The sequence below is a fragment of the Pseudomonas sp. ANT_H12B genome, assembly GCF_008369325.1.
Lineage (GTDB): Bacteria > Pseudomonadota > Gammaproteobacteria > Pseudomonadales > Pseudomonadaceae > Aquipseudomonas.
The window spans coordinates 266,235-291,415 of record NZ_VOBI01000004.1 but is presented as its reverse complement, the minus strand read 5'-3'; the positions used below and the strand labels follow the sequence as shown (position 1 = coordinate 291,415).

General features: G+C 57.8%; 18 protein-coding genes, 1 tRNA gene and 3 pseudogenes. 6 read left to right on the top strand and 16 right to left on the bottom strand.

Annotated features, from left to right (window positions below; translation table 11 throughout):
- Nucleotides 1-34: 34 nt before the first annotated feature.
- Complete coding sequence (locus FQ185_RS08960; protein WP_149417108.1) at nt 35-1,552, top strand: nucleobase:cation symporter-2 family protein; 1,518 nt, start codon at nt 35-37, stop codon at nt 1,550-1,552.
- A gap of 948 nt (nt 1,553-2,500) precedes the next feature.
- Nucleotides 2,501-2,836: a cupin domain-containing protein gene (locus FQ185_RS08955; RefSeq protein WP_149417107.1), complete on the top strand. Its 336-nt coding sequence runs from the start codon at nt 2,501-2,503 to the stop codon at nt 2,834-2,836.
- Between the two features lie 417 nt (nt 2,837-3,253).
- Here the strand turns inward: FQ185_RS08955 and FQ185_RS08950 are convergent.
- From FQ185_RS08950 to FQ185_RS30510, 8 genes and pseudogenes are all read right to left on the bottom strand, one after another.
- Nucleotides 3,254-3,472 (bottom strand): annotated as a pseudogene (locus tag FQ185_RS08950) (IS3 family transposase); the annotation flags it as partial.
- A gap of 147 nt (nt 3,473-3,619) precedes the next feature.
- Nucleotides 3,620-3,904: a curli-like amyloid fiber formation chaperone CsgH gene (gene csgH / locus FQ185_RS08945; RefSeq protein WP_306108875.1), complete on the bottom strand. Its 285-nt coding sequence runs from the start codon at nt 3,902-3,904 to the stop codon at nt 3,620-3,622.
- A gap of 41 nt (nt 3,905-3,945) precedes the next feature.
- Entirely contained in the window at nt 3,946-4,455 is a 510-nt protein-coding gene (locus FQ185_RS08940; protein WP_149417105.1) for a curlin-associated protein, read from the bottom strand.
- Entirely contained in the window at nt 4,439-5,338 is a 900-nt protein-coding gene (locus tag FQ185_RS08935) for a CsgG/HfaB family protein (protein ID WP_149417225.1), read from the bottom strand. The genes FQ185_RS08940 and FQ185_RS08935 overlap by 17 nt, the downstream gene beginning before the upstream one ends.
- A gap of 55 nt (nt 5,339-5,393) precedes the next feature.
- The gene (locus FQ185_RS08930; protein WP_149417104.1) at nt 5,394-6,383 is read right to left on the bottom strand and encodes a hypothetical protein; all 990 of its coding nucleotides are present in this window, start codon (nt 6,381-6,383) and stop codon (nt 5,394-5,396) included.
- Nucleotides 6,384-6,451: 68 nt separating this feature from the next.
- The gene (locus FQ185_RS08925; RefSeq protein WP_149417103.1) at nt 6,452-6,877 is read right to left on the bottom strand and encodes a curli assembly protein CsgF; all 426 of its coding nucleotides are present in this window, start codon (nt 6,875-6,877) and stop codon (nt 6,452-6,454) included.
- An 11-nt stretch (nt 6,878-6,888) separates the two neighbouring features.
- Nucleotides 6,889-7,308, bottom strand: coding sequence for a CsgE family curli-type amyloid fiber assembly protein (locus FQ185_RS08920; RefSeq protein ID WP_178113511.1), 420 nt, complete (start codon nt 7,306-7,308; stop codon nt 6,889-6,891).
- Nucleotides 7,309-7,961: 653 nt separating this feature from the next.
- Nucleotides 7,962-8,134, bottom strand: a pseudogene (locus FQ185_RS30510) (integrase); the annotation flags it as partial.
- Between the two features lie 281 nt (nt 8,135-8,415).
- Between FQ185_RS30510 and mnxG the strand changes: the two are divergent.
- Both mnxG and FQ185_RS08905 read left to right on the top strand, forming a co-directional pair.
- Entirely contained in the window at nt 8,416-14,163 is a 5,748-nt protein-coding gene (gene mnxG / locus FQ185_RS08910) for a manganese-oxidizing multicopper oxidase MnxG (protein WP_256730396.1), read from the top strand.
- 70 nt (nt 14,164-14,233) lie between these two features.
- A complete protein-coding gene (locus tag FQ185_RS08905) occupies nt 14,234-16,240 on the top strand; it encodes a YncE family protein (protein ID WP_256730390.1) in 2,007 nt (668 codons plus the stop codon).
- A 308-nt stretch (nt 16,241-16,548) separates the two neighbouring features.
- Here FQ185_RS08905 and FQ185_RS30505 read toward each other — a convergent pair.
- A pseudogene (locus FQ185_RS30505) lies at nt 16,549-16,644 on the bottom strand (integrase); the annotation flags it as partial.
- 28 nt (nt 16,645-16,672) lie between these two features.
- Nucleotides 16,673-17,587, bottom strand: coding sequence for a LysR family transcriptional regulator (locus tag FQ185_RS08895; RefSeq protein WP_149417100.1), 915 nt, complete (start codon nt 17,585-17,587; stop codon nt 16,673-16,675).
- Nucleotides 17,588-17,766: 179 nt separating this feature from the next.
- On the opposite strand from FQ185_RS08895, the gene FQ185_RS08890 reads away from it, so the two are divergent.
- Entirely contained in the window at nt 17,767-18,777 is a 1,011-nt protein-coding gene (locus tag FQ185_RS08890; RefSeq protein WP_149417099.1) for an NAD(P)-dependent alcohol dehydrogenase, read from the top strand.
- A gap of 242 nt (nt 18,778-19,019) precedes the next feature.
- Here FQ185_RS08890 and FQ185_RS08885 read toward each other — a convergent pair whose 3' ends face one another.
- The 4 genes from FQ185_RS08885 to FQ185_RS08865 all read right to left on the bottom strand — a co-directional run bounded on the left by FQ185_RS08885 (nt 19,020) and on the right by FQ185_RS08865 (nt 22,754).
- Nucleotides 19,020-19,295 (bottom strand): hypothetical protein, encoded by a 276-nt coding sequence (locus FQ185_RS08885; RefSeq protein WP_149417098.1) that lies wholly within the window; start codon nt 19,293-19,295, stop codon nt 19,020-19,022.
- The gene (locus FQ185_RS08880; RefSeq protein WP_149417097.1) at nt 19,292-20,272 is read right to left on the bottom strand and encodes an integrase domain-containing protein; all 981 of its coding nucleotides are present in this window, start codon (nt 20,270-20,272) and stop codon (nt 19,292-19,294) included. The genes FQ185_RS08885 and FQ185_RS08880 overlap by 4 nt, the downstream gene beginning before the upstream one ends.
- 912 nt (nt 20,273-21,184) lie before the next feature.
- Complete coding sequence (locus FQ185_RS08870) at nt 21,185-22,507, bottom strand: integrase arm-type DNA-binding domain-containing protein (RefSeq protein WP_149417096.1); 1,323 nt, start codon at nt 22,505-22,507, stop codon at nt 21,185-21,187.
- Between the two features lie 171 nt (nt 22,508-22,678).
- A tRNA-Asn gene (locus FQ185_RS08865) sits at nt 22,679-22,754 on the bottom strand.
- Between the two features lie 227 nt (nt 22,755-22,981).
- Between FQ185_RS08865 and FQ185_RS08860 the strand changes: the two genes are divergently transcribed.
- Nucleotides 22,982-23,212 (top strand): hypothetical protein, encoded by a 231-nt coding sequence (locus tag FQ185_RS08860; protein WP_008007186.1) that lies wholly within the window; start codon nt 22,982-22,984, stop codon nt 23,210-23,212.
- On the opposite strand, the gene FQ185_RS08855 is transcribed toward FQ185_RS08860, so the two are convergent.
- Complete coding sequence (locus FQ185_RS08855; protein WP_149417095.1) at nt 23,209-23,409, bottom strand: hypothetical protein; 201 nt, start codon at nt 23,407-23,409, stop codon at nt 23,209-23,211. The genes FQ185_RS08860 and FQ185_RS08855 overlap by 4 nt on opposite strands.
- A 235-nt stretch (nt 23,410-23,644) precedes the next feature.
- Nucleotides 23,645-24,841, bottom strand: coding sequence for an amino acid aminotransferase (locus FQ185_RS08850; RefSeq protein WP_149417094.1), 1,197 nt, complete (start codon nt 24,839-24,841; stop codon nt 23,645-23,647).
- Between the last annotated feature and the right edge of the window lie 340 nt (nt 24,842-25,181).

The following is a 25,181-nucleotide window of genomic DNA, read 5'->3' as shown; positions in this document are numbered from 1 at the left end:
TGTGCGCATAACAAAAACCAGGGAACCCCCCAACATGAAAACGCCCCATGTTTCACACCAACGGCCTGAGGACGAAAATCTCGGGATCGGCGCGAATATGGCTTACGGCCTGCAACACGTTCTGACCATGTACGGCGGTATTGTCGCGGTGCCTTTGATCATCGGCCAGGCGGCCGGGCTCTCGCCGGCGGACATCGGTTTGTTGATTGCTGCTTCGTTGTTTGCAGGGGGGCTGGCCACGTTGCTGCAAACCCTGGGCTTACCGTTTTTCGGTTGTCAGTTGCCGCTGGTACAGGGCGTGTCGTTCTCTGGCGTTGCGACGATGGTGGCAATTGTCAGCAGCGGCGGTGAGGGCGGGTTTCAGTCGATTCTGGGCGCGGTGATTGCAGCGTCGTTAATCGGCCTGTTGATCACACCGGTGTTCTCACGCATTACCAAGTTTTTCCCGCCGCTGGTCACGGGCATTGTGATCACGACCATTGGACTGACGCTGATGCCCGTTGCCGCACGCTGGGCCATGGGCGGCAACAGCCATGCCCCAGACTTCGGCAGCATGTCGAACATCGGTCTGGCGGCGGTAACGCTGGTGCTGGTTCTGCTGCTGAGCAAGGTTGGCAGCGCGAGCATCTCTCGTTTGTCGATCCTGTTGGCGATGGTTATCGGTACGGTGATCGCGGTGTTCCTGGGCATGGCAGACTTCTCGTCCGTCACCCAGGGCCCGATGTTCGGCTTCCCGACGCCGTTTCACTTTGGCATGCCGACCTTCCACTTCGCCGCGATCCTGTCGATGTGCATCGTGGTCATGGTGACCCTGGTGGAAACCTCGGCGGACATCCTGGCGGTGGGTGAAATCATCGGCACCAAGGTCGACTCCAAACGCCTGGGCAACGGCCTGCGCGCCGACATGCTGTCGAGCATGTTCGCGCCGATCTTCGGTTCCTTCACCCAAAGTGCCTTCGCCCAGAACGTCGGGCTGGTGGCGGTGACCGGGATCAAGAGCCGCTTCGTAGTGGCTACCGGCGGTTTGTTTCTGGTGATCCTTGGATTGCTGCCATTCATGGGCCGGGTCATCGCCGCCGTACCGACTTCGGTGCTCGGTGGTGCTGGCATCGTACTGTTCGGTACCGTGGCGGCCAGCGGTATTCGTACGCTGTCCAAGGTCGACTATCGCAACAACGTCAACCTGATCATCGTTGCCACCTCCATCGGCTTCGGCATGATCCCTATCGCTGCGCCGAACTTCTACGACCACTTCCCAAGCTGGTTCGCAACGATCTTCCACTCGGGCATCAGCTCCTCGGCGATCATGGCCATCGTGCTGAACCTGACCTTCAACCATCTCACTGCCGGTAACTCGGATCAGCAATCGGTGTTTGCGGCCGGTACTGAACGCGTGTTGCGTTATCAGGACCTGGCAGCGTTGCGCGAAGGGGATTACTTCAGCGAAGGCAAACTGCATGACTGCGACGGGAAGGAGATCCCGGTGCTGGAGACGGACCATGAGCATGCAGAGCCGCGGACCGCGCATGCGAAAAGCAGTGAGCATGTCTGACGGCAATACTCGCTAAAGACGGCCGATCTGTTGAATAGACAGATCGGCTTTTTTCTTTGTCTTTCCGTCAGCCACAAAAAAGCCCCTGGATCTTTCGATTCAGGGGCTTTTCGGTTTTTGCTGTCTGGCACGACCTGGAATCGAATGTAGAAATAAGTACCTGTTTTACAATGACATTATGCCGATTTCTAAAATTTCTATCCCTACGATTATCCTAATAAATCCCAGATTTTATGCGAACTCTATGGATCCCCATGAGCACGGCAGTTGCGTCCGTCCCGCCTACCGATCACTGCAGTAGTTCGTTTCCTCGTGATCACTGTGTCCGTCCGTTTCGGACTGACTTTAGTGGGGTGGTTTAGGTATTGAGAAAGACGTCCTGAAGTTCGACAGGTTTTGATTCGTGGTTTGCGTTCCTGCTGGCCAATCAATGGCATTGATGCTGACCATCGTTTGCATCCGACTTGACCGATACTCGTAGAGAAGGTGACCGGCAGTGAGCTGCCCATAGCTGCCGATGGCGACAGGCAGAAATCGGCCAAGAGCGACCGTTCACGAAGCTACCTTTTACTGACGCGGAAGGTCTAAAGCTCGGCCTAAAGATCACATGCGCACGGCACCTTCTGGTCTGACTCGTTATCGTGATAAATTGCAACCAAAAGAATCGGAATGTTCACCGTCATTATTTTACGTTCCTTCTACATCGGTACTACCAAAACTGGAGCGCTTGCTCGGCCATCGTTCGATCAGGCAAACAGGCAAACAGGCACCCATATATGGACGACGATTACCCGAGCGATTAAACGGTATTAGGTATACACCCCAGTGAAGTCGTCCTACTATCGGCCGTACGGCTTTGACATTGATCGTAGAAAGTAGCCTAAATCGTTCCGGTTGTGGCCATAGGCCTGACTAGCGACTACCCTCCTATAATAATCGGATATAAACGTGGCTTTAAAACATGCCAAATCGGCTGAGGTGATCAGTCTGCTCAGCTCAGCCGAATCATCGCAGGCCCCGATCTCCCAGGCGCTCGTCAGCAGCCCAGAGATCGAGTTAATGCGTTTGATTCTGAAAGCTGGCAAACAGCTTCCTCCTCACGCTGTCGCTGGTCCTATCACGCTTTACTGTCATCAGGGTTCGGTCGAAGTCCGGGCAGGTGGGGTCTGGCAGACGATGAGCGAAAGCGATCTGATGTACGTCGAAGGCGGGGCGGAGCATGCCTTGCACGCTCTTACCGACGCGATCGTTCTGGTGACTATCTTTCGGCTGCCGGACCGATAGTCGATCTCCAACACGCGAACGATCAGCGCGGCACGGTACCGGTACGGTCAATGCATGCTGTACAGCTCAGTGCGCGATTCGTCCGGCACCATCCAGTAGGTTGCGCCCATGAAGCCGGTCAGTCCCAGACCATCAGCAGGTTGACACCTGAACAAACTGGCTCTGCACTGGACCATCGGGAGTGCGCTGTTCACGATGTTCGGCGCCGGTCTGCTAGGCCTGCGCATACCTTTCCCAGCGTCAACAAGTGGACTCACGGCACCCTGATTGTTACCGCCAATGCATTTTTGACCCTTGTGCCGACGCTATTTTGATCCAATCCAGCAGTCTGAAAGCGAAATTCAACAACGAGTTCGGTGTTCGAAACTGGGTCAATGAAATTCCGGCATGTGGGTGAAAAATACGTCGGCGGCAACAGAGATAGTACCCGACAGCCTTTTCCCTTTGGGCCAGTGAGTACTTCGGCTTCGAGAGCACGTAGCCACGCGACAGGTCGGGGCATCGCTCGTACTCTTCATGCCAGCTCTTCAGAGAGTTCTTCGTCGGGTAGCCCAACTGACGAATAGTTGTCCCGGTGTGCTTCCCCAGTTTGATGTAGAGCTTGACTGCTCGGATGCGGTCTTCGTATGAATACATGAACTACCTCCAAGTAGTCCAAGATTTCTACCGCCCCCCAACACACGCTCCATCGGCGCGTTGACGCTCCTATGTCAACACGATCGAGCCGAGTCGGTGCGCAAGCAACGGGCTACTTGCTCTGATGGAGGGTGGTCTTGGCGTTGGCTACTTTTGCAGCGGCGCCCCAGACGGGCCGTTGCACGAACTATCGATCTCTTTGAGCAGCGTGTCGTTCTGAAAAATTTCCAGATGCACTTGGCAGGTTGCGCCCTCAGGCATGCTCAGGCTTACGCCGTTGGACGAAACACCGCTCTGAACTTCACCCTGCTGACTGATACCGGTGCTTCCGTTCGAGCTGCTTTGGCGCACTGTCATTCGATACTGAAGTGACAGAGGTGTGGGGTTCTCGATGTGCGGACGGATCATTACAATTCCTGCGTTGCGTTGCATTTCGATCGACACGGCCAACTGGGAGAAATCCATCATAGGGTTTACCTCTGCGTCGCGTTGGCGCTCATATTGTTGCCATGCTGGGTGATCGAGACCGTGCCGCCGAACCCGGACTGGCTCACTGTCGCCTGGTTAGCTTGCCCGTATTGGCCGACAAACGCCTGATTGTACGCACCGTTCTGGACGACGCTGGCCAGATTGTAAGCGCCCTGCTGCACCACGCCGGCCTGGTTGTAGCCACCAGACTGGTTGATCTCCAAACTATTGTTCAATCCTGCCTGCTGTGCAGAAGTCGAGTTGCTGACCCCGCCTTGGTTGATCGCTGCCTGATTGAGATGTCCCACCTGACTTTGAACCAGGCGCTGTGCGCCACCACTCTGATCGACTCGTGTGTTGTTGTTCGAGCCGATCTGCGAAATGGTGGCGACGCTGTTGCCCACGGTTATGCCGGCATAGCGCGTCTCGGGCATCAGGTCGGCGGCCTGGCATAGACCGCTGATGGCGGACAGCGCGGCGGCCAAATACCAGTGTCGATTATTTTTGAGTGCCATTGTTGTCTCCGTTTGGAAGCAGTTCTCTATCGGTTGCGGCAATCGGCAAAGTGGTCATTAGTTCGTCGTAGCTTTGCAGATAGCTTTGCAGCAACGGTTTGTTGAGATCGTCCGGGTTTTTCAGGCTCCAGCTACCGTCGCGGACGCCTTGGGCAATCATGTGAATCAGTGCGGTTTCAATCGCTTCGCGCACGCATTGCTGAACGGGTTCGTTGCGCGACAGCCCTGTTTCGACTTCCAGCAGGTGCTTGAGTGAGACAAAACGGAAAATGCCGAAATCGACCTGAATCGAAAACACTGTCTTGGTCGTCGTGATGCTCTGAATGATGTCACCGGTTCGGATGTCGACCGCCCTCAGGTTGACGGTCACCTGGTCTTGCCGGTACAGCTCCGATGGCCCGACCCCTAGATAACGAACGCCAATGCCGCCTGTTCTGACGTTGCTTTCATAGGCGACGATGGCGCCTTCAATCAGCATGTTGGCCGGCCGTAATGCCGGCAACTGAACTTGGGCCTTATCTTGCGGCTGCTCCAGCGCCCGGATGATTTTGCGTTCGGTAAGCAGGTCTTGCAGGTTTTCGCGTTCGACCGGCTGGAACCAGCGCGAATCGCGCAGCGCGGTGATCAAGAGCGATGCTGCCCCTTGGGTCACCGAGGTTGAAAACGAGCTGTCAGGCGACGGCTTGTACTGACCGGTTTGGTCTCGCAAGCTGTACACCGCGACGCTGATAGGTCCAGCAGGCGCTGGCAGGTGTGTCAAATCACGCAGGCTCTGTGTAGGCGGTGCCAGTGTAGCCGGGGATATGGTCGACGCCGGGCGGGACGTGACGCAACCAACGAGTAGCGATGCAAATACAATCAACGATAGCGAACGGACGCGCATACGGGCTCTCTTCCTGCAAAGAAACCCCGCCGGAAAACCGGCGGGGTAAAACATCTTAGTGCTGGTAGATAGTGGCGACGTTACCGCTGCCGCCAGTCTGGCTGACGTTAGCAGTCAGGTTGGTGCCTGCCTGGGTCAGGCCGACGGTGTTGGCGGCAAAGAGTGAACCTGCGCCGGTCTGGCTGACAACTGCGCGGTTGTTGTTGCCGTTTTGCAGCAGCGACTCTTCGTTGAAGGAACCGGTCTGGGTGCTGGATACGTAGTTGTTGTTGCCATACTGTTTAATGTCAGCATTCAGGACGCTGCCGTTCTGGTAAACATTGGCGCTGTTGTAATCACCCGATTGCAGGGCCCTGGCCGAACTGAAGCCAGAGTTGACTTGCTGCACAACGCCGGTGTTGTGGTTGCCGCTTTGCTGCAGGCTGGCCGAAACCAGGGTGTTATTTTGCTGAGCCACGGTACCGGTGTTGCCATTGCCTGTTTGACGAAGGCTGGCCACTGCGCCGGTGTTGTCTTGCTGATAGATGGTGCCAGTGGTGTAGCTGCCGGATTGAGTAATAGTGGCGCCCGTGCCACGGTTGCTGCTCTGAGAAGTGGTCGCGGCGTTATTGTTGCCCCCACCCTGGTTGATAGTGGCCGATGTGTTGCTGTTGTAGTCCTGCGCGATTGTCGCGTTGCTGTAGCCGCCTGCCTGAGTCAGATCGGCACGCTGAACGCCGGTGCCCGTCTGGTTGATGGCCGCCCTGTTGTTGTTACCGGCCTGATTGGCGGCGGCACTGTTGTAAGCGCCATTTTGATTGATGCCCAGGGCACTGTAGGTGGCGGTCTGGCTGATCGGCGAACCGTGTGCCGAGCCGGTGCCAGCAGTGTTGTTGTTGCCAGTCTGGTTGATGTTGATCGACGACTCGGTCGCGCCTCGCTGGTCAACGTTCAATACGTTACGGGAACCGTTTTGCGAAGTGCTGACGCTGCTGGAATCAGCCATGGCCGAGCCGGACAGTGCAACCAGAATTGCGAGCGACAGGAGTGATTTACGTGCGTGCATTATAAACTTCCTTTTTAAGTGTAGTGCTTACAGGTAGGGGTGTTGCGTATTGGTTTTTACAACAGAATTCATGGTTGATTAACTTGAAACTGGGTGGTCTGCCCGGTGTTCTTATCGGTGGTAACGATTTGCAGCAGGCCACTTTGAAGATTAGTAATTGCAATGCGGAAGTCGGTGGTCTCGACAACCCCTGGAACGAGTTGGCCGTTCGTGCCGACGATGCTGGAGGTCACGGCAGAAGACACCCGACTGAGAATGGCGCTCTGCAACATACTGTTGAATTGAGTCAGGGCAGTTTGCCCCGAAGTGGAGGTCGATGACTTTTCAACAAAGCGATTTTGCGCCTGCGCCTGGTTCAACAGTACCGGGCCATTCAGCGGGTTGCCGCCGAACGAAGGGTTATTGGGCACGTATGCGAGCTCGCTGGCGTGTGCGGTATGCGTCAAGCCAGACAGGAGCGTCAGGCTGATGACAGCCCGCGATATAGGGTGCATGCAGGTACCTTTCATAGTTCGTCGCGCCCCAGGTCCGGATCGCCAAAAAACTGTGCGAGTTGGTAGTCAAGAATTGCCTGGTACACCTGAGCAGCTGCGTCAGTGCCGATGGCAGGGATGAGCGTGCGGTTTGGCGGAAGAAACATCTGGAACAGGCGACGGTTGCCGTAGTCGACGAACACCTGACTGCCCAGGCGCGCGGTCGGTCGCTCAGTAATGGCGACAGTGAAATTTCCGGTCTCGTCTTTTTCACTCCATGCGATGGCAAAACTGTCGTAAAACGCGCGCCCCGCCAGGGTAATTGTCTGTCCAATGACAACACCGCCAACGTCTTTGTGGTTAAGCGTTCGATGTTGATCGACGGTTGCAGTACTGTTCACGCTCGCTTGGGCAATCACGGTAGAAACAACACACATTTGCAGAGCAAACACGCCGAGAACTTGAGTGCAAGTCATAGTTGTTAAGCCATCGTTACAGGTATAAGAGTATGTATATACGAATAATGGTATTACGCCACTATAATTTTAAACTTAATTAATATTTTTTATTGGCGTCAATTTTTGTTGGTTATTTTAGTTTTATTGATAGAGCGCTAATCAATACGGAAGCGGAAATATGGCGTCAATTTTTCGCAATCACCAAAAACGTACGCCCCTATTTTTTATTACACATAAACTTGGCGACCTTTAATGGAGGTGCTGGACAATTCGCCGGCTCGCACCTCGTACCCTTTTCAAGCAAAAGCCATCTTAATACCGGCTTTACTTTTGCTTTTCCCACAGGGGTTCGCCCCGTCTGCTTCGTGCCAGCGTTAGGTATGGTGCGAATCAACCGCGTAGCCGGGAAACACCGGCATTAGTGGTGTGATGGTTAACCGAAGCGTTTGACGCGGCGCAGGCATTGCTTATAGATCGCCTAAGAAGCGTCACGCTTGAACAGCCGGCCAGTGATTTCGAAGGGCGCTACCAGAGTCTGTAAACCTGTGATCTACAAAGCGGCGTCAAGAATTGACTGGCCGAACGGCATGTGCAATGTCTGCTTCTGGCCGATAGCGACGTCTGGGCAGCTCGTCGCTGAGTTTCATTCAAGCCTCTGTTCGTTCAGCCATCTCAAGCGCGCCATCTACTTCGATGCCGAGGTATCTGACTGTACCTCGAGTTTGGTGTGGCCAAGCAGTATCTGGACCGCTCTGAGGTTTTTGGTTAGTCGATAAATCAGTGATGCCTTAGTGCGACGCATCGTGTGGGTACCATAGAACCTGGGGGTGGGATCAAGGCCGATGGGGGCCATTGCGCCCATGATCGGGGAAGTGGGTGGGGAAATTCCTCACTTTTGAGGGTAGCAGGCTTTAACTTGTTGAATTCAATACCAGTGATTTGTGGCATGGGGCTTGCTGAATGACCATGTAGCCAAGGTTCAACGACTTGGAGGACACGATGATGATTGGTTCGCTTCGCCCCCATAGCTCTGACATCAAGGGTAATAACCCTGGACTGAAGGCGCCGGTTTTTGTTGGCTTGATCGGTTTTCTCTGGCTGATGGTCAACCCGGGAGCGGAGGCGGCGATCCAGTGTCAGCGCACGTTAGTGGCCAATGTCGTCGCAATGGACCAGCCGCTGATGTTCAATCGGCTCGGTGCGCAGAACGTCAATGGCATGATGTTCGCCCTGCGCGGCGATGTCGTGGATAACAATGGTGTGCTGATTACGCAAGGCGGTTCAGTCGTACCAGGGCGCGTCATTCTACGTCCGGACAAGCGACCGCGGCCTCTGGTGTTGCGGGTCGCCGCTGGCGATTGCCTGACGGTCAATTTGCAGAACTTGCTGGCCTTCCAGGCCAACCCCAACGGACAGGACGATCACCAGGAGGGGGCTGGTGGCGGTGAACTGCATGTCGACAATCAGGTTCTGGATCGCCATGTCGGCTTCCAGGTCACAGGCCTGCAGGCAGTGACTTCGATCAATGACATTGCCGCCAACACCGGACGCAATGACAACAGCTTGCTGGCACCGGGGGGAAGCCGAAGCTATACCCTTTATGCCGAGCGAGAGGGCACTTTCGTCGCGACCAGCTACGGCGCAACATTCGGTAGTGAGGGTTCCTCAGGCAACGTGGGTAATGGCCTGTTTGGCCAGTTAGTGGTCTTGCCCAAGGGCGGACGCGCCTACCACAACACGGTGACCGAGGAAGAAATGCGTCTGGCGACTCGGGGACGGACTCCGGCCGGTCAGCCAATCATTGACTATGAAGCGCGCTATCCGAGCCGCGAGCCGTGGATTTCGGAAGGCAAGGCCGGCAAGCCGATTCTCAACATGGTCGATGGCAGTGAAATCATCGCCAGCAATACCGATGCCCTGGTCATGGGCCCGAATACCGACGGTAGTTTCCCCGCGTCTACCTATCCGCTGGAGAGTCAGGGCAAACGCAATCCTGCCATCCCCAACCGGCTGGAACCGTTTCGCGACTTTGCCGCCGTGTTTCACGACCAGTCCGCAGTCGTCCAGGCATTCCCTGGTTACTGGGGCGACCCGGTATTTGGCCAAATGCTCGACCCGGCTCGCGATGCCTTTATGGTCAACTATGGTGCTGGCGGTATGGGGGCAGAGGTGATCGCCAACCGTCTGGGTGTCGGTCCGATGCATGACTGCCTGTCCTGCTCCTACGAAGAATTCTTCCTCAGCGCCCACACAGTGGGTGACATCGCCATGCTGGTGGACGTGCCGGCCAACGTCGGCCTCGAACAGTTGGCACCCGGCCAGGTACCGCTGGCGCAAAGCATTGGCATCAAGGCGAGCATGGCGCTGTATCCGGCCGAACCGTCCAATGTCAACCACAGTTACCTGGGGGATGCGGTCAAGTTCCGAAATATCAGTGTTGGCTACGAGCAGCACGTGTTCCACCTTCATGGTCACCAGTGGCTGTTCAACCCCAACGACGATAACTCCGACTACATGGATGCGCAGGGCGTTGGCCCGGGTTCGGGTTATACCTATGAAATCGCCAACGGCGGTTCGGGGAACCGCAATCGGGTGGTCGGCGATGCCATCTATCACTGCCATTTCTATCCCCACTTCGCCCAAGGCATGTGGGCCATGTGGCGCATCCATGATGTGTTCGAGGAGGGCACCCGGCTGGCCGTCACTGAAGACGGCGAGGCCGGATTCCATGACGAACCCTTTGCCTTGCGCAGCGGCCTGCCGGCCCAGCAGGCGCGGGCACTGCCGGACGGCGAGATCATCGCCGGCACGCCGATCCCGGCCATCGTGCCATTGCCGGGCAAGGCCTTGGCGCCAATGCCTGGCAAAGTAGTGGTGATCCCCAAAATCAGCGGCGAGCAGATAGCCGACGCCGAGGAGCAAGAGGATGAATCTGGCGACGATTCCGGTTCGGACAACCCTGCCCAGGGTCGTGTTGTCGGTTCCCTGGCGTTGGTCGACCGAAGCGAAGCCAACCGAAATGCGGATGGAAGCCTGAAAAATCCGGGTTATCCGTTCTGGATCGGCGGGCTGGAAAGCACCGTTGGCCAACGTCCGCCCACACCGCCACTGGACATGCTCGATGCGCAAAAAGCCCAGGCCTTGCGCGATACCGGCAAGGCCCTATGGGCCGCACTCGATCCAGCCCAGGCGGGCGGTTGGGATGGTGGCCTGCCACGGCATGCCCTGGATGGCTGGGCCGCGGGCGGCGAAGCGCATGTGGCCACTAGCGCATTGGACATGAGCAAAGAGGTCCAGCGCGCCAAACCGGTGTATTTCCCCGAGGAGGGCACCGAGGTCGAACAATCGGCGATGGCCTTCCACGCCCAGCCCGCGCACGCCAGCTATGCCGCGCTGCCGAGCGGCCAGTTGCAGCCGCGCAGTTTCCTCACCAACGGAGCGCCGCCGGTGACGGGGGCGCCCTTCTTCGAACCCTGCATGGATGACCGCCAGATGCGCCTGACCCGAAGCGCCGGAGCGGGTTACTTCAACAGTGGCGAACGGCTCGATGGTCGCTCCTTCACAGGATCCTCGCCCTACAGTGCTGACCACCCGCGCGTCTACAAGGGCGCCAACATCCAGTTCGATGCGGTGTTCAACAAGGTCGGTTACCACTTCCCGCAGACCCGTATCCTGACCCTGTGGGAAGACGCCTGGCCGGTGATCAACAAGCAGCGTCCACCGGAACCGCTGGTGATGCGCATGAATACATTTGACTGCACGATGTACCACCACACGAATCTGGTGCCGTCGGTATACGAACTGGATGATTACCAGGTCCGCACGCCCACCGATATCATCGGCCAGCACATCCACCTGCCGAAGTGGGACCTGACCTCCGCCGATGGTTCGGCCAATGGCTGGAACTATGAAGATGGTGTGCTTTCGCCGTCCAGCGTGGTCGAGCGGATTCACGCGATCAGAGTTTTCAACAGTTGTCAGGATGGCGATTCGCGCGAGGGCACGGCTGACTGTCCCGTAGCCAAGCCCCATCCGTACTTCGGGCGGTTCAACCGGGCTGACTGGCTCGGCGCACGTACCACCCTGCAGCGTTGGTTCGCCGACCCGGTGGTGAACATTCACAACATCGACCGGGGTCTGGGCAATATCTTCACCCATGACCATTTTGGCCCCTCAACTCACCAGCAGGTCGGTCTCTATGCGACGGTACTCGCCGAACCTGCCGGTTCCAGCTGGTTCCATGCCGAGACGGGCGAACCCTTGTACAACGGTGGCGGTCGCCAGGACGGTGGGCCGACTTCCTGGCAGGCGGTGATCGCCACCGGCGATCACAACGGCGACGGCAAGAACGACAGCTTCCGTGAGTTCTTCCTCGAGTTCAGCGACTACCAGCATGCCTATGAAGCAGGTGTGTATGTGGGGGCAGGTCCGGATGGCATTCCCGACGCGGCGGCCTATCCGGCAACCGCGGACAGCTTCCGCTTTGCGATCAACCCACCCGCGAGGGCGAACGCCGGCAACCTGCTGGACTCGGTGGTGGAAGGCGCCGGGGGCACTCTGCTGACGTGCCCGCTGCGACCTTGTCCGCAGGCTATCTCGGCCTCCGACCCGGGTATCTTCGTGGTCAACTACCGCCACGAGCCGTTGGGACTGCGCATCTATGATCCTGGCAAAACGGCCCCGGATGGCAACCGTGGCATGCAGGCCGATGGCCTGGGTGGCGACCTTGCCTATGCCCTGCAAAACCGTACCGATCGCGCTATCCCGGCATTCAACCTGGAGCCTGGCAAGATCAGCGCGGCGACGGGCCCCACGGGTGGGATCACCCGGTTCCCACCGCACATCAATCGCGGCGACCTGCCGGGTGACCCCTTCACTCCGATGTTGCGCACCTATTCAGGCGACAACGTGCGCCTGCGGGTGAATGCCGGCGGCCACGAAGAGGAACACAACGTCACCCTCCACGGAGTGAAATGGCTGCATTCCGGTAGCGGCTTCGGCAACAGCTCCAACACCGGCTGGAAGGCGGCGCAGATGGTGGGTATTTCCGAGCAGCTCGGTTTCATGGCGCCGGTGGCAATGATGTCCAGCGCCAGCAGCGATACCGGCGACTACCTGTATTCCATGGATGCCTCGCTCGAGGGTTACTGGAGCGGACTGTGGGGTGTTATGCGCAATTACACACAACCGCGCAATGACCTGTTCGTCGTGCCCAACAATCCAAGGCCGGTAGCGGCACGCAACACGGTGAACTTCAACGGCGTATGCCCACGTATCACGCCCAATCCGAACGGCATCGGCACCCGGCCCACCGTGCAGCGCAACTATGAGATCGTGGCGGCGCTGGCCAATGACATTCTCGGCAACCCGTTGAACCTGACCATCGGCGATCCGGCGGGGGCCGGCCAGCATGTCGGCGGTCCGCTAAATCCGCTCGGTGGCACGCTGGTCTACAACCCTCGGCCGGTGTCCATCCCGATGGTCAGCGTGTTCGATCCGGAGGATGGCGAGACGTTCACCATCGGTGGGCAGTCCGGCCCGCTGCACGACCCGACGGCAATCCTCTATGTGCGCAAGACGGACCTCGATCCACTCACTGGCAAGCTGAAGGCGGGCGTTCCAGTGGAACCTCTGGTGCTGCGGGCAGCGGCGGGCGACTGCATCAACATTACCCTGGAAAACCGCCTGCCGATCGTCATGCCGGACCTGCCTAACTTCGCGGTCATGCAGGGCACAGTCAAACGGGATCGCCTTGGGGCGCAAGGATCGACTACGTTCAACAACAATCTGATGCGCCCGTCCAGTCACGTCGGCCTGCATGCGCAACTGCTGACCTACGACATCACCAAGTCGGACGGCTTCAACGTCGGCAGCAACCCGGTGCAGACTGTTGCGCCGCGTCTGGGCAGCAGCGGTGCCTGGCCCAGCCGAACCTACCAATACTACGCCGGGCACTTTGAGCGCGCCGGCCAACCGGTGGCCTCGCAACTGGGTCGCAACGTTGACGTTATCAATGCTACGCCCATCGAATTCGGCGGTCTGAACCTGATGCCGGCCGACCCGATCAAGCAGCCGCAGAAAGGCCTGGTCGGCGCCATGTCAATCGTACCCCAGGGCGCGACTTGGCAAGAGGACGCCAGTTCGCGAGCCTCTGCGACGGTACAACCCAGTGGGGGGACTGCCTACCGTGACTTTGCCATGGTCTGGCAGAAATCATTGAACATGCGCTGGGCAAACGGTCGACCGGTCGAGAACATGTCCTCGGAAGGTCCGGGCATCCCTAACGATCCCAAGGACAACTCGGACATGGCCATCAACTACAAGACCGAGCCGCTCTGGTATCGCTTCGCTCGTGCGCCGAACGCACCTTTCGGTTTGGCCGGCGGCAATGGTTTGGGTGCGGTGACCAACGCCCATATGGCCTATAGCAATGTCTTGGTGGGTGGAGATCCGGTGACGCCGATCCTGCGCGTCAAACCTGGTCAACCGTTTCGCACTCACGTGATGATGCCTTCGGGCGGTAGCCGTGGCGCGACCTTCCAGCTGGACGGCCACGTATGGGCATTCAACCCCTTCCAGGCGGAGCGGGTTGATCTCTACGGTTACCCAATGCGAGACGCGGGGATTGGCTCGGTACGCTTCGGTTACAACCCCTTGGCGATGTACATCGGTGCCCAGGAAAGCGTGCTGCCGGCAGCCCACTTCAGTTTCATGTTTCCTTCCGCGGGAGGCAGTAATGCAATACCTGGCGATTACCTGTACCGGGACTACGCCGCCTTTGGCAACGTCGGAGGCCTGTGGGGCCTGTTGCGGGTGAGCAATGAGCCGGAACCCCCTGTATCGCCTTAGTGGTTCCGATGAATGACTTACGCCCCGGTGATGCAGGGGAGTCTGGTATTCGAGCACGGAGGGTCGAGCGATGGAAGCTGTACGCAAGCGTTGGATGGCTGTAATCATTTCAGTCGCGCTGCTGGCGGAGGCGGGCCTCTGTCTTGGCGGGCAGGGTAACGAGCAGGGGGCAGTAGCGTCCCCTGCGCTCGATGAGCCTTCGTCCAGTGATCGTCAGCGGCTGGTGCGCGACGGTGTGGCGATTGAGTTCGAGCTGTTACCACTGAGCCCCGACGGTCAGCTCACCGAAGGTACGCTGGCGGATGTGCGATTTCATATCAGCAGCGCGGCCACCGGCCAGCCACTCGCGGGCCTGGCGCCGGGTGTCTGGATGGACCCGGCACAGGTGCGTGAGGGGGCCGCTCGCGATGGTCGGCAACTCGATTGCAAGGCGCGTATCGGCGTTTACCTCAAAGGTGTAATGGGCGCGCGGCCGTTGCTCGACTTGAACAGCTATTACCTGTTGCTGCTGAACAAGGACCCGAGTATCTCGGTGATCGACCCGTCGATCTCGGTCGGTGGCATCACCAGCACCCTGAGTCGTATTGCGCTCAAGCGTACGCCCATGGACTGGGTTGCCAGTCAGGACAATAAGCGCCTGTACGTTTCTCTGCCGGATGCGGACGAAATCGCCGTGATCGACACCGACAGTTTCCAGGTGCTGCGCTATGTTTCCGCCGGTCGCAACCCCGTGCGCGTTGCCCTGCAGCCCGACGGCCACTACCTGTGGGTCGGCAACAACGCTACTGACGAGGCGAACAGTGGAGTGACCGTGATTGACACGCGGACGCTGGAGACTGTCTTCAATGTGCCAACCGGTCGCGGCCATCATGAGATCGCCTTCAGCGAGGACTCCCGGTACGCCTTCGTCAGCAATCGCGACAGCGGCACCCTGAGCGTGTTCGACATCGCCGAGCGACGCCATCTGCGCGACATCCCTACCGGTCCGAACCCGCTGTCGGTTGCCTATTCATCATTGGCCCGGGCGGTTTACGTTGCTGACGGCAAGGTTGGGACTATCAGCGTCATCGACGCCCGCAGCCTGACTGTGCGTAAGGTGATTGAGGCTGGCCAAGGCTTGGGGCCGATGCGTTTTACCCCGGATGGCCGCTACGGCCTGGTCCTCAATCTTCTGGAGGACAGTGCCCTGGTGATCGATGCAGGCAACGACCAACTGATCCACACACTGCAGGTCAGCGCTGAGCCCTACCAACTGATATTCACCCGAGCCTACGCCTATGTCCGTGGGCTGGCTTCGTCACGGGTTAGCATGATCAACCTCGCCTCGATGGGGCAAGGCAAGCAGCCCATTGTACAGGCCTTCGAAGCGGGCCCGTCCGCCCCCAAACTGGCTGGTAACCTGCCGCTGGCTGACAGCCTGACCCCAGCGCGGGACGAGGCGGCAGTGTTTGTGGTCAACCCGGTGGACAACACTGCGTACTTTTATATGGAAGGGATGAACGCGCCAATGTCGGGATACCTCAACCGCGGCCATACCTCAAGAGCGGCCTTGGTCATTGATCGCAGCTTGCGCGAATTGCGCCCGGGTGTATTCGGTGCGCGGGTCAAACTACCGGCTGCCGGCAAGCTCGATGTGGCCTTTATGCTCAACCAGCCGGAGATGACTCACTGCTTCAGCACCGTGGTACGTCAGAACCCCGAACTGGAGAAACTGCGGGCCCACGTCCAGATTGAGTTCCTTTTCGACTCGCCAACCGTACCCGTTGGCAACGAACCGGTCATGGCGCGCTTACGCGTGGTCCGGGGTGGAAGCGGAGCCCCCTGGGGCGGGATCAAAGATCTGCAGATTCGCTACTTTCTGGCACCATCCTCGTGGCCGGAGGTCGCCGTTGCCCAAGAAGTCGAGGCGGGTATCTATGAAGCGCCGCTGTACTTGAAAAAGGTTGGCGCCTACTACCTGCACGTACGCTCAGCTTCACTGCAGCTCGATGGCGATGAGCGAAGCTATGCCAGCCTGCGTGTTTTGCCGAGCGTGAGAAATGTAGTCGAGCGTAACCCGGTAGAGCCCGGGATATGAATGTCCTCGGCCAGCGCAACGCTTGCACTAAGGACTCTCCGAATAGGTCCTCGTATGTGCTGAAGTACGTCCTCACTACCTGAGCGAGCTGCCCATGAGCCAGATGCGCTTTTGCGACTTCGAGTACGTTGTTGAAACGTCAGTTCAGGTACGTGAAAACCCACTTCCGAGCACAGGAGCGGGCTCGATATTCAAAAAGCTGGAAGATGACCGATATCGAGAGGGTCAAATGATGAGCTTTTAACGGCTGGGACTGACTGTTTTTGGCCTGACAGCGACGGTCTAGCCTCGACCGTCGCGGTGGAAATTTAGACTTCCGTCTGTTCCGCCATTTCAAGTGCATCATCGACCTCAATTCCGAGGTATCTGACGGTGCTTTCAAGCTTCGTATGGCCAAGTTGCAGCCATTGACGGCACAGATTTCTTGATCGCCTATTGTTCCAGCCAGTCAGAATGGAGCTGCGGAAAACGCTCTTGCAACCATTCAATAAAAACTTGTACCTGCGGCGCCAGGTGCGTCCGGCTTGGGTACAGCACCGTCACAGGACGAGGGGCAGGGCGATAGGGTCTTAGAATCTCCACCAAGGCGCCGCTGTTCAGGTATTGGCTTACCGCAATGCCCGGTGCTTGAATGATTCCGAACCCTGCCGCGCCACATTGCACGTACGCGTTTGACTCCGTAACGGTGATTCCGGCGTTGCTGGTATAAGCCCTGTCCTTGCCCCCAACCGAGAAGTGCCACGGCAGTGTCCTGTTGCTTTGTCCGGACAGGAAGTTGACGCCTTGATGTGAATTCAGATCCTCCAGCGTTTCGGGTTCGCCGTGGTCATGAAGGTATTGGGGGGCGGCGCAAGTCACCATTGTCGCTACGCCAACAGGGCGCGCGATCAAGGTTGAATCCGGTAGCTCGCCGATGCGCAACGCGCAATCAATGCCTTCTCCCACCAGATCAACGGTCCTGTCGGTGACGCCCAGCACCATGCTGATTCTCGGGAAAGCGGTGGTAAACGCTTTCAGGCTTTCCATGAATTCAACCTGGGCAAAGGCGGTCGGTATATCGATACGCAGTCGCCCCTCCAGGGTCATTCTGGATCGGTCAAACATGGAGGTCGCAGCGGAGACGCTTCCGAGAATGTCCTGCACTCGCTCGTAGAAACGCTCACCTTCTGCGGTGAGCGTCACCTTTCGCGTGGTGCGCTGGAACAGGCGCACACCCAATGACATCTCCAGCTCCTGAATGTACCGGGTGACTTGCGGACGCCCGATATCCAGCGATTCGGCAGCTTTGGTGAAACTGCCGAGTTCGGCAAGCCGGGCGAACAGTTGCATCGATTGAAGCAGTTCCATGACCTTTCCTCTGCAGCCTGCGCTGTTGACCTCATGCGAACGTGACGTTTGTTGCCTGTAAATACAACAAACATGTCATTTTTCGTGCATTTATTGCGCCTCAATAAAAGCCAATCATGGGTTCAGGGCACAACAGGTTCAAGTCGTGCCACCCCTGACTACGTTTTTTGGAGATCGCAATGAAGGCTTGGTTACTGAAAGATTTCGGACTCAACAATCTTCAGATGAGTGAAGTTTCGACCCCTGAACCAAAGGCTGGCGAGCTGCTGGTAAAAGTCGGCGCCGTCTCGCTCAACTTTCGCGACAAAGCCATCGTCGATGGCATCTATGAGCCGCACAAGGTTCCGAAAAACCTGATCCCGGTCAGCGACGCCGCCGGCACTGTGGTTGCGCTCGGCGACGGTGTCACGCGCTTCAAGGTGGGTGATCGGGTCAATTCGCACCTGTACTCCCGGTGGCTGGACGGTGAACCAGGCCCACATGAACCCGATTACTGCTTCGGCTCTCCGCTGCCCGGCGGGTTGGCTGAATACATGATCATCCACGAGGACAGCGCCGTGGGTGCGCCGGACAACATGAGCGACGAGGAGGCGGCCACCTTGCCCATTGCGGCGCTCACGGCGTGGTATTCGCTGGTCGATTTCGGACACATTCAGCCGGGGCAAACCGTGCTGGTCCAGGGCACCGGCGGCGTGTCCATTTTTGCTGTGCAAATCGCTACGGCGCTTGGCGCGAAGGTCCTCGCGACCTCCAGCAGCGACCAGAATCTGCAAACCGTCAAGGGCCTGGGGGCCGTGGCTGGGATCAACTACCGAAGCACGCCAAACTGGGAAGAAGAAGTGCTGAAGCTGACCGAGGGCAAAGGCGTCGACCTGCTGCTTGATGTGGCGGGCGGCAGCGGCATCAACCAGTCTGTCGCGGCCACCAAGGCAGCCGGTCGCATTGCGCAGATTGGATTTTTGACTGGGCAAACCGTCCAACTGAATCTGATGCCACTCATCTTTCGCCAGACAACCATTCGCGGTATCGCCGTAGCACCGCGCTCGTCGTTTGACCGAATGAATGCATTCTTGAACGAACACAAGATCCGACCTGTCATCGATCATGTCTATCCATTTGAACAGGCACGTGAAGCCTACGAGCATCTCGCCAGGGGTGCGTTTGGGAAAGTGGTCATCAAGATCGCTTAATAACTTTAAGGCGTCGAAAAGGCTAATGCCAGGCAGTTAAGCGAGCAAACCGCTTTTCGTTGGAGCCAGGCTTGCCGGCGAAAGCGCTCTTACGGACGCCTTCGCCGGCAAGCCTGGCTCATACATGTCCGATTTGCCCTTAACTGACTGGCATTGGCCGAAAAGGCGCCTTTTTCCATCACTGATGGCGGAGTAAAAATCCAATCGTAATCGTCTGCTTTTGGCCGTTTTCTGACCTTCGCTTAACGGTTGAACTGCCAGGATTTTCCTAGGCGATAAGTGAGTAATTGCATGGTCAGCAAATAGTAATAGCGCGTCGAGTCAGTGCGCTGGTTTAGGTGGTGATTTAAAAACCACGCAAGATGTTTTCTCTGCCAAGTCCATGGATTGTCGCGTTGCCAGCGCTCAGCGATTGCTGTTTGGATAGCCTCCGCCTGACGAAGGTGGCGTTGGCGTGTGGAATGCGACCCGGTCAGAACGCCGGCCAGGAACAGCTCCATATCAAATGGTTGGCTCATGTTCGACCGCCAATGTAAGCCGACACCACGTCGATACGGCCGTGCCCCAGCTCATAGCTGACTTGGCCTCGTGCCTTCCGATCGAGATGTCGGTCGAGTTGATAGCAACGGCCACCATTGATGGGGGCGAGACGGCCAGTCATGTGCTCGTAGCGTTCGCACGCATAGGCGGCTCGTAACTCGTGGAAGCCTTTGAGCTTGTGCTGATGGAGGATGATCCGTGCGGGACGAACGACTCCCCGTTGGAAATCGAGGTAGCGTTCATCCGGTGCAAGCAGGTTGCGGCTGCCGTCGGGCGAGACCTGTTCGGCAAACCTCAGCGCGTCACGAATATGCTCATCCACCGTAATCCAACGAGGTGCCGACGCACCTGAGCGACCACCTTTGGTGCCATCCTGGATGTTGATCTTGCCGTATTGTTCGGCCTCACGTTTTAGGCGTGGAAGGTCGGCCAGAATGGCCTCGCGCAAGCGCATACCGGTGGCTCGTGCCAGCTGCGCGATGGCCGCGGCGCGCGGCATTTGGTGTTCGCAGAGCACGTCGATGATCCGCTTCACGTGTTCGCGGTCTTGGCCTTGCGGCACCGAGCGACGAACACTGGTGCGCCGCATTCCCAGCGCCTTGCTCGGACTCGGCACTTTCACATACTGATCACCGCGAAGCGCCGCCATGGTTCGGTTCACGCTGGACAACCGATTTTGCGCGGTGGCGATGCCGATAGCGCCTTGTTCGACTTGCTGCCGCAGATGCCCGGCGTAGTCCAGCAAGGTCTGCCGATCAATTTTTCGTGCATCGTTAACCCCTGGCCCATCCTCCGACCGACACCAGCGCACAAACGCCTGCCACCGATCACTGTGTGCTTTGACCGTGCCGTAATGCCCGCCGCCAAACATATCGCACAATGCCTGCGGCCCGGCATAGCTCAGTTGCCGACCCCATCCAAAATTTCGCCCGTCCCGTCTACCTACCAATGCCATGATCAAACTCCTCTCGAAGCCAAACCTTTAAAACCATCCCCACGTCATCCCGCCAAGAATGTTGAGTGTTATCAGGGATCAAGGCCCCTGCGACCTGTGAGGGTTGTCCACTAACGTGGGACTGGCGGCTCTTTACGACCGGGAGCTTGGGCATCTCATGATCTGGCCTTCTGAGCACTTCCGAAGAAGTGGGCGGGTGGAGGCTGCGCTGGCTGACTAAACCAGCGCCGCGAGATCCTGAGTCGGGTGATGGCAGGGATGCGATGACTGGGGCATGCCTGACTGTCAGCCAGGTGCAGTCCATTCCGTGGGCTGCGGCATCATCATCTGCATCGCTGTTGCTGGTGAGCATTCGGTGTTTGTCACGCCGATTGTCACGAAGGGGAATGCCGCAAAGCCTTGTACGAGTTGGGCTGCAGCAGCGGTAGGAGCGTCCGTCTCTTTCTGGAAGAAAGAGACGGACGCAGGTTGGCGCAGTGAAATGGCCAAGCGGATAGGTTGCTGCAGGACAGCTGGGTAGGGTGGGTTTTGCCGCAGTAGGCAAAGCGAAGAAGTAGGCATCCATCACATGGGTAGTGACCGTGCGAGCTGCCGGACGCTAATCGCACTTAGGGGAGAACCACCACGGTGTGGCGTAGCCTTAAAGGTTCTGGCTACCTGGGTTGCTGTCAACGACAGCGCTTGCACGATCTTTTCTACGCCTGCGGATAGGTAGGGTCAAGGCTCGAATTTTCGAGAATTCTGCGGCTGCGGATGAAATTATCCACCTCTGGAAGTCCGTGGTTTTCTGCAGACGGTTGCGTGGGCTTTGAGATTTTTTAAGTGAGGTCCATCCAAGCAGGGCGGCTTTGCAGCCCTGCTTGGATGGACCCGCGTGGACAAGCGGATCACCGAGATATGAAGACCGAGCGCTTACTCGGTTGCGCCATGTTTTGCTTTTAGTCGAGTGACGTTCGCACCCGTCTGATTGGCGAATTCGCGTGGGCTGACATGCTCCTGCTGATTAGCCTCAAGGTACCGACTCCACCAGTTCATGATCAGCCTGCGCTCCTCGATGAACTCGGCCTTGTGGATGTAGGCCGCTCGGACGTTGTTGCGTTCCTTGTGGCTCATCTGCCGCTCGATGGCTGTATCCGTCCACAAACCCGACTCAATCAGTGCGCTGCAGGCCATCGAACGAAAGCCATGCCCGCAGATCTCGGTTTTGGTGTCGTACCCCATCTTCCGAAGCGCGCTGTTCACAGTGTTTTCGGACATCGGTTTCCAAGAATTGGTGTCGCCTGCGAAGACCAAGTCAAATTTGCCTGTGATTTCGCGGATCTGCTCGAGCAGGGCGACCGCTTGCGGCGATAAGGGTACAAGATGGATATCACCTGCCATCTTCGTACCTCTTGTGGAAAAGGGTACGCCTTCCAGCGCTGGCCGCGTGTCGGGTATTTCCCAGACGCCACGCTTGAGGTCGAACTCGCTCCAGCGGGCGAAGCGCAGTTCGCTGGAGCGTACAAACACATGCAGAGATAGCATGACCGTCAGCCGGGTAAGTGCGCGGCCGTTATAGGTGTCGATCCGTTCTTGCAATTCAGGTAAGCGCGATAAGGGTAAAGCGGGGCGGTGGACGACCCGCGGGGCTTTGATCGAGCCTTCGAGGTCGTAAGCAGGGTTTACGGTGATAAGCCGGAGGCGCTTTGCCTCGCGCATGATGCTCTGCAGGTAGTTTTGTACCCTTAAAGCAACGTCTATCGTTCCGCGCTTCTTGATCGCTTCCAAGGGCTGCATAAGGTCGTGGGTGTCTAGGTCGACAATGGCGCGGGTGCCGATCAGCGGGAAGAGGTGGGTTTTGAGGCGACTCATCACTGTCTTGGAATAGTCTGGTGCCCACTTGGCTGACATTTCCGTGTGCCAGTCCAGCGCAACGCTTTCAAAGGTGCGGCCTTTGATCAGGGCTTCCGTCTTGGCTTGGTTTTTGGCTCCTATGGGATCAATGCCATCCGCCAGCATTCGCTTGACCTCCAAGCGCTTGCGGCGCGCATCGGCAAGGCCAACGACCGGGTAGTTACCGAACGAGGTCAGTCCTTCGCGTCCATCAGGTTTGACGTATCTGAGCCGCCAGCCTTTGCGGCCATTGGGTTGGACTAGAAGGTAAAGGCCGTCGCCGTCGAAAAGCTTGTAGGCGCGGTCTGTGGGCTTGGCCGAACGGCAAGCGGAATCGGAGAGTGGAGCAGTGGTGCGCGACATAAGGGTACTCCCTTTTATCGAAGTGACCTTTACCCCAAACTCTACCCTTAAAACGGTTGGAATCCACCAGAATTCACCGGAATCCGACGAGCGCCAAAACGAAAAAACCCACCAGAAGGCGGGTTTTTCGGGGGTTACAGAGATTTTAGAAGACTTCTCTGGAACCTTGTATGGCTCCACGACCTGGACTCGAACCAGGGACCCAGTGATTAACAGTCACTTGCTCTACCAACTGAGCTATCGCGGAATGGCTTGTATGTTACTGATTCAAAAAGAGAAGTCAAGCATCTGTTGGCGACTTGACGGATTCATGGTGACGGACGGTGGTTTATCGGCCATTGGCGGTTACCAGAATCGCCTCAGAGGTCTACCATGGCCGCCCGGAAGTGGTTACACGCGCTACCGGCCATTCGCCGAAAAGGTACGCGCCATGAATCACCCAATCCTCACACCTCAACACAATGGGGTGTTCGCATGAGCATCGCCCAGATCAGTCTGCCCAAAGGTGTCGGCCCGCACGCCGAGAAGTTGTTCGACGCAATTACTCAGGCCAGCACTGCTGACGAGCTGAACCGTGCTGGCGGCAAGGCCGAAGGTTTTGTCCTGGGCCTGGAAAGCACCAAGGCTATCAAAAGCCAGGTGGCCGAGTCGCTTTACGTAGCCTACGACGACGCGGCCAGCCAGCGCGCGACCGAATTGGCTTAACCGCCGAAGGTAATGGTGCCGAGCATCAGCTTGGCGTACGCCATCGTGGCGACCAGTTGCACCAGCCACAACGCCAGGCCGCCAAGGAACACGCCCGCAGCCACTTGCAGCACCAGGTTATTACCGCGTTTGGCCGAGGAGCGGGGCACGAAGTGGTCCAGCTCGTCGCGGTCGGCGCGTAGGTTATCGTTTTTCATGTTGGTTCTCGTAAGAATTCGGGGTGTACACAAAACCCGTGGGAGCGAGCTTGCTCGCGATGAGGGCTTCACATTCAACAGGGATGTTGGCAGGACGACCGCTATCGCGAGCAAGCTCGCTCCCACATTTGATCTATGTGCAGTCTAGAGCCCTCGGTCGTTGCTTTGAGAATTATCTCTGACAAACAAAAACGGGAAGCCATTTGGCTTCCCGTTTTTCGTATCACTCGACGACTCAAATCACCGCAACAATGGCCTTGGTCACAACGTCGATGTTGCTCTGGTTCAACGCAGCCACGCAGATGCGGCCGGTGTCCAGGGCGTAGATGCCGAACTCGTTGCGCAGACGGGTCACTTGCTCAACCGTCAGGCCGGAGTAGGAAAACATACCGCGTTGACGACCGACGAAGCTGAAGTCGCGTTGTGGCGCGTTTTTCGCCAGCAGGTCGACCATCTGGATGCGCATGCCGCGAATCCGCAGACGCATTTCAGCCAGTTCTTCTTCCCATTGAGCGCGCAATTCCGGGCTGTTCAATACAGCGGCGACGATGCTTGCACCGTGGGTCGGCGGGTTGGAGTAGTTGGTGCGGATCACGCGTTTGACTTGCGACAGCACGCGCGCGCTTTCTTCTTTCGTTTCGCTGACGATCGACAGGGCGCCAACGCGCTCGCCGTACAGCGAGAAGGACTTGGAGAACGAGCTGGAGACGAAGAAAGTCAGGCCCGATTCAGCGAACAGGCGCACAGCCGCAGCGTCTTCGTCGATGCCGTCGCCAAAGCCCTGGTAGGCCATGTCGAGGAACGGTACGTGACCTTTGGCTTTCACGACTTCCAGGACGTTTTTCCAGTCCGCCGGACTCAGGTCAACGCCGGTCGGGTTGTGGCAGCAAGCGTGCAGCACAACGATGGAGCCGGACGGCAGGGCGTTCAGGTCTTCCAGCAAGCCAGCACGGTTCACGTCGTGGGTGGCGGCGTCGTAGTAGCGATAGTTCTGCACCGGGAAGCCAGCGGTTTCGAACAGTGCGCGGTGGTTTTCCCAGCTTGGGTCGCTGATCGCCACGACGGCGTTCGGCAGCAGTTGCTTGAGGAAGTCGGCACCGATTTTCAGGGCGCCAGTACCGCCAACGGCCTGGGTGGTGATTACGCGGCCGGAAGCGATCAGCGGCGAATCATTGCCGAACAGCAGTTTTTGCACGGCCTGGTCGTAGGCGGCAATACCGTCGATTGGCAGGTAGCCACGGGAAGCGTGCTGAGCGACGCGAATCGTCTCGGCTTCGACAACGGCGCGCAGGAGTGGAATTCGCCCCTCCTCGTTGCAGTAAACACCGACCCCCAGGTTGACCTTGTTGGTACGGGTATCGGCGTTGAATGCTTCGTTGAGGCCCAGGATTGGATCGCGTGGTGCCATTTCGACAGCGGAGAACAGGCTCATTTTTGCGGCGGCTCTGAATGGAGTGTGGAGGGACGTGTCGCGCTCCAGCCGAATGCACTAGAGCGGTGCACAAACGGGGAGCTAGTATAGAGGCCATCTGCAATTGAAGGCGACAGGCAATTCCGCTTCTAACGTAAGTTTTTCCGATTATTTTTCGACCGTTAGTCGAATGGCTGCGTCAAAGACTTCAAGGGATGTAGGACGTTTGCCTTGAAAGCGAGGGCAATCGGCTCCACATTGAGCACAATCCAGTTTTTTCCTCGGGCGACGTCGGTCGTTTGCGGTCCTTCTCGTTCCTGTCCGGTTTGACCGTGCAAGGCGCGGCCCTTGCTCCGAAAAC